11 protein-coding genes are annotated in these 14327 nt (G+C 60.9%); 3 read left to right on the forward strand and 8 right to left on the reverse strand.

Going from position 1 to position 14327, the window contains the following annotated elements; translation table 11 throughout:
* Positions 1 to 33: 33 nt before the first annotated feature.
* Together J2Y90_RS04495 and J2Y90_RS04500 are read left to right on the forward strand one after the other, a co-directional pair.
* Positions 34 to 612 carry a DUF6436 domain-containing protein gene (locus tag J2Y90_RS04495; RefSeq protein ID WP_253496942.1) on the forward strand — a complete coding sequence of 193 codons (579 nt, stop codon included), beginning with the start codon at positions 34 to 36 and terminating at the stop codon, positions 610 to 612.
* A gap of 102 nt (positions 613 to 714) precedes the next feature.
* Positions 715 to 3123 carry a penicillin acylase family protein gene (locus J2Y90_RS04500; protein ID WP_253496946.1) on the forward strand — a complete coding sequence of 803 codons (2409 nt, stop codon included), beginning with the start codon at positions 715 to 717 and terminating at the stop codon, positions 3121 to 3123.
* A 201-nt stretch (positions 3124 to 3324) separates the two neighbouring features.
* On the opposite strand, the gene J2Y90_RS04505 is transcribed toward J2Y90_RS04500, so the two are convergent.
* Entirely contained in the window at positions 3325 to 4290 is a 966-nt protein-coding gene (locus J2Y90_RS04505; RefSeq protein ID WP_253496949.1) for a GlxA family transcriptional regulator, read from the reverse strand.
* A gap of 311 nt (positions 4291 to 4601) precedes the next feature.
* Here J2Y90_RS04505 and J2Y90_RS04510 point away from each other — a divergent pair, with 311 nt between their 5' ends.
* Positions 4602 to 5243, forward strand: a complete 642-nt coding sequence (locus tag J2Y90_RS04510; RefSeq protein ID WP_253496953.1) for an HD domain-containing protein — start codon at positions 4602 to 4604, stop codon at positions 5241 to 5243.
* A 142-nt stretch (positions 5244 to 5385) separates the two neighbouring features.
* Here the strand turns inward: J2Y90_RS04510 and J2Y90_RS04515 are convergent, their stop codons facing one another.
* From J2Y90_RS04515 to J2Y90_RS04545, 7 genes are all read right to left on the reverse strand, one after another.
* On the reverse strand, positions 5386 to 6276 hold the full coding sequence (locus tag J2Y90_RS04515) for an ABC transporter permease subunit (RefSeq protein WP_253496956.1): 891 nt from the start codon (positions 6274 to 6276) through the stop codon (positions 5386 to 5388).
* Entirely contained in the window at positions 6273 to 7154 is an 882-nt protein-coding gene (locus J2Y90_RS04520) for an ABC transporter permease subunit (protein WP_173867416.1), read from the reverse strand. The genes J2Y90_RS04515 and J2Y90_RS04520 overlap by 4 nt, the downstream gene beginning before the upstream one ends.
* 35 nt (positions 7155 to 7189) lie before the next feature.
* Complete coding sequence (locus J2Y90_RS04525) at positions 7190 to 8332, reverse strand: ABC transporter ATP-binding protein (protein WP_016772662.1); 1143 nt, start codon at positions 8330 to 8332, stop codon at positions 7190 to 7192.
* Between the two features lie 63 nt (positions 8333 to 8395).
* Positions 8396 to 9493: a polyamine ABC transporter substrate-binding protein gene (locus tag J2Y90_RS04530; protein ID WP_301291603.1), complete on the reverse strand. Its 1098-nt coding sequence runs from the start codon at positions 9491 to 9493 to the stop codon at positions 8396 to 8398.
* A 187-nt stretch (positions 9494 to 9680) separates the two neighbouring features.
* Entirely contained in the window at positions 9681 to 10793 is a 1113-nt protein-coding gene (locus J2Y90_RS04535) for a polyamine ABC transporter substrate-binding protein (RefSeq protein ID WP_253496958.1), read from the reverse strand.
* 171 nt (positions 10794 to 10964) lie between these two features.
* Positions 10965 to 12329: an aspartate aminotransferase family protein gene (locus tag J2Y90_RS04540; protein WP_253496962.1), complete on the reverse strand. Its 1365-nt coding sequence runs from the start codon at positions 12327 to 12329 to the stop codon at positions 10965 to 10967.
* A 56-nt stretch (positions 12330 to 12385) separates the two neighbouring features.
* On the reverse strand, positions 12386 to 13744 hold the full coding sequence (locus J2Y90_RS04545; RefSeq protein WP_253496965.1) for a glutamine synthetase family protein: 1359 nt from the start codon (positions 13742 to 13744) through the stop codon (positions 12386 to 12388).
* Positions 13745 to 14327: the final 583 nt, after the last annotated feature.

The raw sequence follows: 14327 nt of genomic DNA on the forward strand, positions 1-14327 counted from the left end.
GCAAGCTAGCCGACCTTTTCAGATTCCGAAACCATGCGTTCGCCCTACCGCACCGCACTGTTCGCCAGCCTGCTCGCGCTGATCTGCGCCGGGGTGCTGTGGGCGGCGTATGACTGGTTTCAGGGCCGCTACCTGCGTGCGTTCAGCGAACACACGGCGATGTTTTCCGGCGATCCGCTGCGCCTGCCGGACAACCTCGCCGGACCGGGCAATATCCGTCTCGTGCATTTCTGGGACCCGGCCTGTCCGTGCAACGTCGGCAATCAACAGCACCTGAGCGAGATGGTCGAACAGTTCGGCGCGCGCGGCGTGGAGTTCTTCGCCGTGCAAAAACCCGGCAGCCACGGCCAGTTGCCCGCCACCCTCGCCAGCCTGAAAACCATCATCGTCCTGCCCGGCTCCGAACAGATACCCGCCAGCCCCGCCGTGGCGATCTGGGATCGCAGCGGTAAACTGGCCTACTTCGGCCCGTACAGCGAAGGCCTGAGCTGCAACTCCAGCAACAGCTTCATCGAACCGATCCTGCATGCCCTGACGGAAGATCGCCCGGTGAACGCTACTCACACCTTGGCGGTGGGTTGTTATTGCCCGTGGCCGGCGGATGCGCGGTAAGGCATTCCGGACTTTTCAAGGACAGCGCTGCACCGCACAGATGCTCTGTGCTAAATGTTTGCAGCCCGACGGGCGGCCCTCCCGCCTGCACAAGGAGTCACCATGAAGCGTGCGTTGATCGTCGTTGCCCTGCTGGTCGTTGTCCTGCTCTGCGCCGCTGGCGGGTATGTCTACAGCAAGCAGCCGACGCGCCAGGGCCAGGTGCAGCTGCATAACCTGCAAGGCTCGGTGACCGTGCGCTATGACGAGCGCGGTGTGCCGCATATCCGTGCCGAGAACGAAACCGACCTCTATCGCGCCCTCGGTTATGTGCACGCGCAGGATCGGCTGTTCCAGATGGAAGCCATGCGTCGCCTCGCCCGGGGTGAGCTGGCCGAAGTGCTCGGGCCGAAACTGCTCGACACCGACAAGCTGTTTCGCAGCCTGCGCATCCGCGAGCGCGCCGCCAGTTATGTCGCCAGCCTCGACAAGCAATCGCCGGCGTGGAAGGGCCTGCAAGCTTATCTGGACGGCATCAACCAGTATCAGGACAGCCACGCCGCGCCGATCGAGTTCGACGTGCTGGGCATCCCCAAGCGGCCGTTCACCGCCGAAGACAGCATCAGCGTCGCCGGTTACATGGCCTACAGCTTTGCCGCCGCGTTTCGCACCGAGCCGCTGCTGACCTACGTGCGCGATCAGCTCGGCGCCGATTACCTCAATGTGTTCGATCTCGACTGGCAGGCCAAAGGCGTACTCGCCACCGATCACGCCAGGCATGCGCCGACCCTCGCCGCCGGCGACTGGCAGGACCTCACCGCCCTCGCCCGCCTCAGCGAACAGGCACTGATCGACAACGGTCTGCCGCAGTTCGAAGGCAGCAACGCCTGGGTGATTGCCGGCAGCCGCAGCCAGAGTGGCAAGCCGTTGCTGGCCGGCGATCCGCACATCCGCTTCTCGGTGCCGTCGGTGTGGTACGAGGCGCAGCTGTCGGCGCCGGGTTTCGAGTTGTACGGCCACCATCAGGCGCTGGTGCCGTTCGCGTTTCTGGGCCACAACCTCGACTTCGGCTGGAGCCTGACCATGTTCCAGAACGACGATCTCGATCTGATCGCCGAGAAGGTCAATCCGGACAACCCCAATCAGGTCTGGTACCGCGGCCAGTGGACCGACCTGCTCGTCAGCGAGCAGCAGATCAATGTGAAAGGTCAGGCGCCGGTGACGATCACCTTGCGCCAATCGCCGCATGGGCCGATCGTCAACGATGCCCTCGGCAGCGCTGCCGGAAAAACCCCGATTGCGATGTGGTGGGCATTCCTCGAAACACCCAACCCGATCCTCGACGGTTTCTACCAGCTCAACCGCGCCGATACCCTGGCCAAGGCCCGCGTCGCGGCGGCGAAAGTCCAGGCGCCGGGCCTGAATCTGGTTTACGCCAATGCCAAGGGCGATATCGCCTGGTGGGCCTCGGCCTTGCTGCCGAAACGTCCGGCCGGGGTGAAACCGGGCTTCATTCTCGACGGCAGCACGCCTGATGCGGACAAGGACGGTTACTACCCATTCAGTGCCAACCCACAGGAAGAGAACCCGGCGCGCGGCTATATCGTCTCGGCCAACTTCCAGCCGGTATCGCCGACCGGCATGGAGATTCCCGGTTACTACAACCTCGCCGATCGCGGCCAGCAGCTTGACCGTCAGCTCAGCGACAACCGGGTCAAGTGGAGCAACGAGGCCAACCAGAAACTGCAGCTGGGCACGACGACCGGCTACGGCCCGCGTCTGTTGGCGCCGCTGTTGCCGGTGTTGCGTGAGGTAATCAGCGATCCGGCGCAACGCAAATTGGTCGAGCAATTGGCGCAATGGCCCGGCGACTATCCGCTGGATTCGGTCAGCGCGACGTTGTTCAACCAGTTCCTCTACGAGCTTGCCGACGCGGCGATGCGCGACGAGTTGGGCAATGATTTCTTCGAGACACTGCTGTCGACGCGGGTGATCGATTCCGCCTTGCCGCGACTGGCGGCGAGAGCTGATTCACCCTGGTGGGACAATCGCAGCACGCCGGTGAGAGAAACCCGGGGCGACATCGTGCGCACGGCATGGGCGGCGAGCATGCAGCATCTGCAATTGACCCTCGGCGACGATGTTGCGGGTTGGCAGTGGGGCGCGGCGCACATCCTGACCCATGGCCATCCGCTGGGCCAGCAGAAGCCGCTGGATCGCCTGTTCAACGTCGGCCCGTTCGCTGCGCCAGGCAGCCACGAAGTGCCGAACAACCTCTCGGCGAAAATCGGCCCGGCGCCATGGCCGGTGACCTATGGACCGTCGACGCGGCGTCTGGTGGATTTCGCCGATCCGGTACATGGCCTGACGATCAATCCGGTGGGCCAGAGTGGTGTGCCGTTTGATCGTCACTATGACGATCAGGCTGAAGCATATGTGGAGGGGATTTATGTGCAGGCGCATTTCAGCGAGGAAGAGGTGCTGGCGAATACGCGCAGTACCTTGAAGCTGTTGCCTGCGCGCAAGCCCTGAAGAGCCCCTCACCCTAGCCCTCTCCCAGAGGGAGAGGGGACCGATTGGGGGATATTGGGGAGAAGCGCCGACGTGCAAGATTGGCACCGAATCCATAATCGATAAGGTCTTTCAGGTCGATGTAACACGCCAGACACCGCGGTCGGCCCCCTCTCCCTCTGGGAGAGGGCTGGGGTGAGGGCTTTCGAGCTCAAGCCCGGATCAGACATCCAGCGCAAAATTCAGCCGAAACTGCTGCGGCGTCACTCCCAAGCGCCGGTTGAACACACTGCGCATATGCTGCGCATCCCGAAACCCGCACTGATAGGCCACGGTCTTCAACGGCGCCGTGGTGCTTTCCAACATCACCCGCGCTGCATCCACCCGCGCTCGTTCGACGAACTCCGCCGGGGTCACTTTGGCTTCCCGGGCGAACACCCGCGAGAAATTGCGCGCACTCATGTTCGCTGCATTGGCCAGATCGGCAATCGTCAGGTCGCCAGTGAGATTGGCCAACACATACAGCTGCACCAGCGCCACCGCTGACGTCGGTTCGGCATGCGGCGTGAGGAACGGGCTGAACTGCGATTGCCCGCCCGAGCGCTGGGTGAACACCACCAGCCGTTTCGCCACACTCAGCGCCACCTCGGCACCGTGATCGCGCGCCAACAGGTACAGCGACAGATCGATGCCTGCCGTGACCCCGGCCGACGTATAGAGCGTGCCGTCCTCCACATACAGGCGATCCGCCTCGACCCGCGTGGTGGGGCACAACTGCACAAGCGCCTCGGCGTCGTTCCAATGGGTGGTGACGGTGCGCCCGTCCAGCAAACCGGCGCGGGCGAGCATGAACGCGCCGTTGCAGATCGAGCCGAAACGCCGGGCGCGACCACAGGCGTCATGCAGCCAGGCGTCGAACGTCGGGCCGAAATCCATGAACGGCAATTGCGGGCCACCGGCAACCAGCAACAGGTCATGAATATCCGTTGCTTCGCTGAAGTGGCAGTGGGCGTTCAGGCTCATGCCGTTGGAACAGGCCATCGGCCCGTGCTCGAGACCGATCACTTGCAAGCGATAGTGATCCTGCGGGGCGAGGAAGCGGTTGGCTTCGGCGAACACGTCCATGGGGCCGCTGACGTCCAGTGACTGCACGCCGGGGAATACCACGATGGCGACGGATTTGTTCATGGCTCAAACGTCCTCAATACCTGTGACAAACACACCAACCTGTGGGAACGAGCCTGCTCGCGAAGAGGTCATCACACGCAACATAGCGGCCGAATGACACACCGCCTTCGCGAGCAGGCTCGCTCCCACATGGGCCGTGCCTGGCTTGTTGATCGAGCCAACCTGGCCAATCCACACCCGACAAGCGAGCTTGGCACGATTTGCAGGTGCAATGGCAAGGATCGCAGCCATGACTCGATTGCTCGCCTGGCGCGCCGGGAACAGACTTTCTCCAGCAGCGCCACGACGGCGTTTTCGACGAGGAAACCGTTATGACCAGCACCATCGCCGGCATCAAGATCCCTGACAGCGCCCTCGCCCGGGCCACCACCGAATACATCCGCGACATCGAATCCGACCTGCTCTATCACCACTCGCGCCGGGTGTTTTTGTTCGGTGCCTTGAGCGGTGAGCGCCAGCAACTGGCCTATAACCCGGAGCTGCTGTACGTCGGCGCGATGTTCCATGACCTTGGCCTGGTGGAAGGTCATCGCAGCGATGACGAGCGTTTCGAAGTGGACGGCGCGAATGCCGCGGCAGCCTTTCTCAAGCCGTACGGGCTGAGCGATGACGACATCGAGCAGGTCTGGCTGTCGATTGCCCTGCACACCACACCGGGCGTGCCCAAGCATCTGCGCCCGACCGTCGCGCTGGTGACCGCCGGGGTGGAAATGGACGTGCTGGGCATGGATTACGCGGCGTTCAGCAGCGTGCAGCGCGAAGCCGTGGTGCATGCGCATCCACGCGGCGAGGGCTTCAAGGAGTGCATCATCTGCGCGTTTGCCGATGGCTTGCGTCATCGTCCGCAGACTACGTTCGGCAATGTGAAGACCGATGTGCTGAAGGATCAGGAACCGGGTTTCAAGCCGATGAATTTCGTCGAGGTCATCCGCCGCTCTCCTTGGGTCAACTGAGATCGAATGTGGGAGCGAGCCTGCTCGCGAAAGCGCTGTGTCAGCCGACATCTGAGTCGACAGACACTCCGTCTTCGCGAGCAGGCTCGCTCCCACATTTACAACCGGGTTGGCCTCGAGGTTGAGGCCAACCTGATATTGCTCAAGCCGATTGTGGCGCAGGCGCGCGACGCGCGTCCGGTTGCTTCCACGAATCGGCGGCGCTTTCTTCGATGGCTTGCTGGATGGCCTTCTTGCGTGCTTCTTCGGCGCGGCGGCTGAAGAACCAGACGAGGAAGGTCACCAGCGACACTGCCAGCAGAATCAGGCTGGCCACGGCGTTGATCTCCGGTTTCACGCCCAGGCGCACCGCCGAGAACACTTCCATCGGCAGGGTCGTCGAACCCGGACCGGAAACGAAGCTCGCCAGCACCAGGTCATCCAGCGACAGCGCGAACGACATCATCCCGCCCGCTGCCAACGATGGCGCGATCATCGGGATGGTGATCAGGAAGAACACCTTCCACGGCCGCGCGCCCAAGTCCATCGCCGCTTCTTCGATCGACAGGTCCAGCTCACGCAAACGCGCCGACACCACCACCGCCACGTACGCCGCACAGAACGTGGTGTGCGCAATCCAGATGGTGACGATCCCGCGCTCCTGCGGCCAGCCGATCATCTGCGCCATGGCTACGAACAGCAGCAACAGCGACAGACCGGTGATCACTTCCGGCATGACCAGTGGCGCAGTCACCAGGCCGCCGAACAGCGTGCGGCCCTTGAAGTGAGTGATGCGCGTCAGCACGAACGCCGCCAATGTACCCAGCGCCACCGCAGCAACCGCCGTGTAGCAGGCGATTTCCAGCGAGCGCAGCACCGAGCCCATCAGCTGCGAGTTGTCGAGCAGGCCGACGTACCACTTGATCGACCAGCCACCCCACACCGTTACCAGTTTCGAGGCGTTGAACGAGTAGATCACCAGGATCAGCATCGGCAGATAGATGAAGATCAGGCCCAGTACCAGCATCAGACTGGAGAAACGCAAGCGCTTCATTCTTTACCCTCCATTTCCTTGGCCTGACTGCGGTTGAACAGGATGATCGGCACAATCAGGATCGCCAGCATCACCACCGCCAGCGCGGACGCCACCGGCCAGTCGCGGTTGTTGAAGAACTCCTGCCAGAGCACCTTGCCGATCATCAGGGTTTCCGGGCCGCCGAGCAGTTCCGGAATGACGAACTCGCCGACCACCGGAATGAACACCAGCATGCAGCCGGCGATGATGCCGTTCTTGGACAGCGGAATGGTGATTTTCCAGAAGCTGTTGAAGGTGCTCGAACCCAGGTCCGACGCAGCTTCCAGCAGGCTCTGATCATGTTTGACCAGATTGGCGTACAGCGGCAGGATCATGAACGGCAGATAGGAATAGACCACGCCGATATACACGGCAAGGTTGGTGTTGAGGATCTGCAGCGGCTCGTCGATCAGGCCCATGCTCATCAGGAATCCGTTGAGCAGGCCGTTGTTGCTTAGGATGCCCATCCACGCGTAGACGCGGATCAGGATCGCGGTCCAGGTCGGCATCATGATCAGCAGCACCAGCACCGTTTGCAGCTCTTTGCGCGCGCTGGCGATGGCGTAGGCCATCGGATAACCGATCAGCAGGCAGAGCACGGTGCTGATAAAGGCCATTTTCAGCGAGCCGAGATAGGCGGCGATGTACAGCTCGTCGTCGCCGAGCATCGCGTAGTTGCCCAGGTTCAGCAGCAGTTGCAGCTTCTGCTCGGCGTAGGTGTAGATCTCGGTGTACGGCGGGATCGCCACGTCGGCTTCGGCGAAGCTGATCTTCAGAACGATGAAGAACGGCAGCATGAAGAACAGGAACAGCCAGATGAATGGCACCCCGATGACCAGCTGCCGGCCATTGGGGATGATTCGGTTGATGCGGCGTTTGAATTTGCGCATGTTCATGAGCGAAGCACCACGCCGCTGTCGTCTTCCCACCACACGTAGACCTGATCGCCCCAGGTCGGACGCGCGCCGCGACGTTCGGCGTTGGCAACGAACGACTGCACCAGTTTGCCGCTCGGCAATTCGACGTAGAACACCGAGTGGCCGCCCAGATAGGCGATGTCGTGGACCTTGCCGCTCGACCAGTTGTATTCGCAGGTCGGCATGTCGGCGGTGACCAGCAGTTTCTCCGGACGAATCGCGTAGGTGACCGACTTGTCCTGCACCGAGGTGCTGATGCCGTGGCCGACGTAGATCTGCCGGTCGAGGTCCTTGCAGGTGATGGTCGCGTGGCCTTCGGCGTCATCGATCACTTCGCCTTCGAAGATGTTGACGTTGCCGATGAATTCACAGACCAGACGGCTGGTCGGGGTTTCGTAGATGTCGATCGGGCTGCCGATCTGCGCGATCCAGCCCAGGTGCATGATCGCGATGCGCTCGGCCATGGTCATGGCCTCTTCCTGGTCGTGGGTCACCATCACGCAGGTCACGCCGACGCGCTCGATGATTTCCACCAGTTCCAGCTGCATCTGCGAGCGCAGTTTCTTGTCCAGTGCGCCCATCGGTTCGTCGAGCAGCAGCAGCTTCGGCCGCTTGGCCAGCGAACGGGCCAGGGCCACGCGCTGACGCTGACCGCCGGACAGTTGATGCGGCTTGCGCTTGGCGTACTGGCTCATCTGCACCAGCTTGAGCATCTCGGCCACGCGGGCGTCGATCTCGGCCTTGGGGATCTTGTCCTGCTGCAGGCCGAAGGCGATGTTCTGCGCCACGGTCATGTGCGGGAACAGGGCGTAGGACTGAAACATCATGTTGATCGGACGGTCGTACGGCGGCATGTCGGTGATGTCGACGCCGTCGAGGAAAATCCGCCCTTCCGTGGGCCGTTCGAAGCCTGCCAGCATCCTCAGCAAGGTGGATTTGCCCGATCCCGAACCGCCGAGCAGGGCGAAGATCTCGCCCTTCTTGATTTCCAGGGACACATCGTCCACGGCAATCGTCTCGTCGAACTTCTTCGTGACCCGGTCGATTTTGACCAGCACCTGTTTCGGTGTCTGGTCGCCCTCGAGGGCTTTCTTGTAGGCGCCGGAGGCAACTGCCATTTACGAAACTCCCAACAGAAGCAGCAGTTCGCCACGCAAGACGAACCCTGGATAGTTTGTGCGTTATTTGCCCGACTTGACCTTGGTCCAGCTGCGGGTCATCAAACGCTGAATATTGGCTGGCAACTCGGTCGACACGTAGGTCTTGTCGAGGACTGCTTGCGGTGGGTAAACCGCTTCATCGGTGCGAATGGATTGTTCCATCAGCTTGTCCGAACCCGGATTGGGGTTGGCGTAACCGACGTAATCACTGACCTGGGCAATCACCTCAGGTTTCAGCAAATAATTGATGAAGGCGTGGGCTTCCTTGACGTTTGACGAATCCTTGGGGATCGCCAGCATGTCGAACCACAGCGCGCCGCCCTCTTTCGGAATCGAGTAAGCGATGTTGACGCCCTTCTTCGCTTCCTCGGCACGGTTCTTCGCCTGGAAGATGTCGCCGGAGAAACCGATGGCCACGCAGATGTCGCCGTTGGCCAGATCGCCGATGTACTTCGACGAGTGGAAATAGGTCACGTACGGGCGCACCGCGAGCAACTTGGCGGTGGCCTTTTCGTAGTCCTTGGTATTGGTGCTGTTGGCGTTCAGGCCCAGGTAATTGAGCATGGTCGGCATCATTTCATCTGCCGAATCGAGGAACGCGACGCCGCAGCTGTGCAGCTTCTTGATGTTTTCCGGTTCGAACAGCACGGCCCAGGAGTCGATTTTGTCGATGCCGAGCACGGCTTTGACCTTGTCGACGTTGTAGCCAATGCCGTTGGTGCCCCACAGATACGGTACGGCGTAGAGATTGCCGGGGTCGTTCTGCTCCAGGCGCTTGAGCAGCACCGGGTCGAGGTTGGAATAATTCGGCAGTTGTGCCTTGTCGAGCTTCTGGAACGCGCCCGCCTTGATCTGCTTGCCAAGGAAGTGGTTCGACGGCACGACCACGTCGTAACCGGTGCGCCCGGCGAGCAGCTTGCCTTCCAGGGTTTCGTTGGAATCGAAGACGTCGTAGACCGGTTTGATCCCGGTCTCTTTCTCGAAGTCGGCCAGGGTCGATTCGCCGATGTAATCGGACCAGTTATAAATATGCACCGTACCGGCGGCCTGGGCTCCGACAGCGATTGTCAGGCCGGCAGCGGCCAGCAGGGTTTTGCGTAAAGAAGAAAATACAGGCAAGGGGGAGGTCCTCTAGATTGATTGGGCCCAAGTTGCCCCGCGCTGCATGACAGCCGTGGCTGCCCGACAACAAAACCGGCGCGCAACTTACCTTCGAAAAACCGATCCAGCAAAACTTTCTGTCATTTAATTATCCGCTGACCGCCGTCTCGGCGACGACGGCCAGTGGTTGTGGCGACAAACCGGCTTATTTGCCCGATTTGATCTTGGTCCAGCTGCGGGTGATCAGACGCAGTGTGGCGGCGTCCAGATCGCTGATCGCATAGAGCTGCTTCTTCACTTCAGCCGACGGGTAGATGCTCGCATCGCTGGTGATGTCCTTGTCCACCAGAGGCGTCGCGGCCTTGTTGCCGTTCGGGAAACGCACGGCGTTGGTGATGCCGGCCATCACTTGCGGCTCCAGCAGGTAGTTCATGAACTTGTAGGCGGCTTCGACGTTTTCGGCATCCTTGGGAATGGCGACCATGTCGTAGAAAGTACCGGCGCCTTCTTTTGGAATGGTGTAGGCCAGTTTGACCTTGTCACCGGCTTCCTGAGCGCGGGTCTTGGATTGTTCCAGGTCACCCGAGTAGCCGACGGCGACGCAGATGTTGCCGTTGGCCAGGTCCGAGATGTACTTGGACGAGTGGAAGTAGGCAACCGAAGGACGAATCTTCAGGAACAGGTCTTCGGCGGCTTTGAGGTCAGCCTTGTCCTTGCTGTTGGTCGGCTTGCCCAGATAGTGCAATGCCGCCGGAATCATTTCGGTCGGGGCATCGAGGAAGCTCACGCCGCAGCTTTTGAGCTTCTCGATGTTTTCCGGCTTGAACACCACGTCCCACGAATCGATCTTGTCGATGCCCAGCGCAGCCTTGACCTTGGCCGGGTTGTAGCCGATGCCGATCGAGCCCCACATGTACGGGAAAGCGTGCTTGTTGCCCTGGTCGCTGGCATCGCCAACGGCCTTGAGCAGGTCTTCGTCGAGGTTTTTCCAGTTCGGCAGTCTGGACTTGTCTAGTTCCTGGTAAACCCCGGCTTTGATCTGCTTGGCGAGGAAGTTGTTGGAAGGCACCACGATGTCGTAACCGGATTTGCCGGCCAGCAGCTTGGCTTCCAGGGTTTCGTTACTGTCGAAGACGTCGTAGACGACTTTGATCCCGGTGGCTTTCTCGAAGTTGGCCACGGTGTCCGGCGCAATGTAGTCGGACCAGTTGTAGACGTGCAGTACCTTGTCGTCCGCGTGCACCGCAGCCGCCATCATGCCCGCCATGGACAGCGCGAGCAGAGTCTTGCCAGCTAGCTTTTTACCTAATGCCTTCATGCGTCATGCTCCAAATTTTTCTTTTTTGAACCACTTTGTTCAGCGGCCGAACCCGGACAACTGGAACCGCGGCTAGTCTGGCAAGATCCGAGGCGGTCTTTCAACAAAAGACCAGCCTTTCTGACAGCTTTGAGCGAGTGCGCCGCAGCTCCCCCGCTCAAAGCCTAGCACCTAGGCCTGCAGCGCATTGAGGGTCAGGTCCAGACACTTGCGTGCTTTTGTAACCAGCTCATCGATCTCCGCTTTGCTGATCACCAGCGGCGGCGCGATGATCATGGTGTCGCCGACCGCGCGCATGATCAGGCCGTTGTCGAAGCAGAACTGCCGGCAGATCATGCCGACGCCCTTGCCTTCATAACGCTTGCGTGTGGCCTTGTCCTGCACCAGCTCGATCGCCCCCAGCAGACCGACGCCGCGAACTTCACCCACCAATGGGTGATCGTTCAGCTCGCGCAGACGTTTCTGCAAATACGGTGCCGTTTCGTTGTGGGCGTTCTCGATAATTTTTTCTTCGCGCAGGATGCGGATGTTTTCCAGGCCCACCGCTGCTGCCACCGGGTGCCCGGAGTAAGTGAAACCGTGGTTGAAATCGCCGCCTTCATTGAGCACGGCCACCACCGAATCACGCACGATCAGCCCACCCATCGGGATGTAGCCGGAAGTCAGGCCCTTGGCGATGGTCATCATGTCAGGCGCAAGGTCGTAGAAATCGCTACCGAACCACTCACCGGTACGGCCGAAACCGCAGATCACTTCGTCGGCAACGAAAAGGATGTCGTACTTGGCGAGGATTTCCTTGATGCGCGGCCAGTAGGTATCGGGCGGAATGATCACGCCACCGGCACCTTGGATCGGCTCGGCAATAAAGGCACCGACGTTGTCGACGCCGACTTCGAGGATCTTCTCTTCGAGCTGATTGGCCGCCCAGATGCCGAACTCTTCCGGCGACATGTCGCCGCCTTCAGCGAACCAGTACGGCTGCGCGATGTGGACGATGCCGGGAATCGGCAGGTCGCCCTGCTCGTGCATGTAGGTCATGCCGCCGAGGCTCGCGCCGGCCACGGTGGAACCGTGATAACCGTTCTTGCGGCTGATGATGACTTTCTTGTTCGGCTGGCCCTTGATCGCCCAGTAGTGGCGGACCATACGCAGCATGGTGTCGTTGCCTTCGGAGCCGGAACCGGTGAAGAACACGTGGTTCATGCCTTCAGGCGCCACGTCGGCGATCGATTTGGCCAGTTCCAGCGCCGGCGGGTGAGCGGTCTGGAAGAACAGGTTGTAGTACGGCAGCTCGCGCATCTGCTTGGCGGCGGCATCGGCCAGTTCATCGCGGCCGTAACCGATCGCCACGCACCACAGGCCGGCCATGCCGTCGAGGATCTTGTTGCCTTCGCTGTCCCACAGGTAAACGCCCTTGGCGTTGGTGATGATCCGCGGGCCCTTCTCTTTCAATTGCTTGAAGTCGCTGAACGGGGCCAGGTGGTGTTCGCTGCTCAGCGCTTGCCACTCACGGGTTTGCGGGTTGTTGCTGGTCATGCCAATTCTCCTTGTTATCGGTGAAGGCGCGACGGCTCGCCGCCGCGCCCGGCGTATCAGACGGCGAAGAGCAGGTACTCACGCTCCCAGGAACTGATCACGCGCTTGAAGTTTTCATGCTCGGCCCGCTTGACCGCGACGTAGCCGGTGATGAAGGTCTTGCCGAGGTATTTCTCGACGGTCTTGCTGTTCTCCATGCGCTCCAGCGCATCTTCGATGGTCAGCGGCAGGCGCAGGTTGCGGCGCTCGTAACCACGACCGACCACCGGCGCGCTCGGGTTGAGGCCCTCGACCATGCCGATGTAGCCGCAGAGCAGGCTCGCGGCGATCGCCAGATACGGATTGGCGTCGGCGCCCGGCAGGCGGTTTTCCACGCGACGGTTCTGCGGCCCGGCATCCGGTACGCGCAGGCCGACGGTGCGGTTCTCTTCGCCCCACTCGACGTTCACCGGTGCCGAGGTGTCCGGGAGGAAGCGGCGGAACGAGTTGACGTTCGGCGCGAACAGCGGCAACAGCTCGGGGATCAGTTTCTGCAGGCCACCAATGTGATGCAGGAACAGTTGGCTCATGGTCCCGTCTTCGTTGGAGAAGACGTTCTTGCCGGTCTGAATGTCGATGATGCTCTGGTGCAGGTGCATGGCGCTGCCCGGCTCGCCGGTCATTGGCTTGGCCATGAATGTCGCCGCCACGTCGTGCTTGAGCGCGGCCTCACGCATGGTGCGCTTGAACACCAGAATCTGATCGGCCAACGACAGGGCATCGCCGTGACGGAAGTTGATTTCCATCTGCGCCGTGCCGTCTTCGTGGATCAGCGTATCGAGGTCCAGCTCCTGCAGTTCGCACCAGTCGTAAACATCTTCGAACAGCGGGTCGAATTCGTTGGCCGCCTCAATGGAGAACGACTGCCGCCCGATTTCCGGACGACCCGAGCGGCCGATCGGCGGCTGCAACGGATAGTCGGGGTCGTCGCTGCGCTTGGTCAGGTAGAACTCCATTTCCGGCGCCACGATCGGCTGCCAGCCTTTGTCGGCATACAGCTTCAAGACCTTCTTGAGGACGTTGCGCGGCGACAGCTCGATCGGGTTGCCTTGCTTGTCGTAGGTGTCGTGGATCACCTGCGCGGTCGGCTCGATGGCCCACGGCACCAGGTACACGGCGTTCTGATCAGGGCGGCAGATCATGTCGATGTCGGCCGGGTCGAGCAGTTCGTAATAGATGTCGTCTTCGACGTAGTCGCCGGTCACCGTCTGCAACAGCACGCTTTCCGGCAGACGCATGCCTTTCTCGGCGATGAACTTGTTGGTCGGCGAAATCTTGCCCCGGGTGATCCCGGTCAGGTCGCCAATCATGCATTCGACTTCTGTGATCTTGCGGTCTTTCAACCAATCGGTGAGCTGGTCGAGGTTGTTACTCATAAATGCCTCTGGGCTGAGTCTCCTGACGATGTCAGGCAATTTTGACGCTTGGGGCGTCGCGTTAAAGGGGGGCTTGCTCGCGCAGTGCCGGCTTACGCCTGGCACCGCGCATAGACAATGAAGGAGGAGCTTACCTGCCCTTGACGCTGGCGTTGCATTTCCCGTGCACTTTGCAAACGTGCAGAATCACCAGCACGACGCTGAGCGCGGCATGGGCTTTGAGAGGGAAAGAGTTCTATAGTGGGAGGGGACGCCATAAAGCGGGTGCTGTGTCCGACGTCCAGAATATCGGACGCTGCCGTTTTGCCGGTGGTTGACGAGAGTCTCGTCGACAGGCTGCGCGCCTTGCTGGCTGCGCTACGGACGGATTGATCGCCACTGATGTGATGAGCATGCAGACCGGACTGTTGCGAGCAGGCGGTGATGCCGATTAACGGCAGGCGAGACATGAAGCACCCCGGTATTATTGCTGTTATGGGTTTGACCGGAGCTTAGCCTTGTTCATTTTTTTACACAACACCCCCGTAAAAAATACAACACGGCCTGCTCAAGCCCGCAGCTGAGCAACGTTCAAGGTTTGAAA

The sequence above is a fragment of the Pseudomonas koreensis genome, from assembly GCF_024169245.1.
Classification (GTDB): Bacteria; Pseudomonadota; Gammaproteobacteria; order Pseudomonadales; family Pseudomonadaceae; genus Aquipseudomonas; species Aquipseudomonas koreensis_F.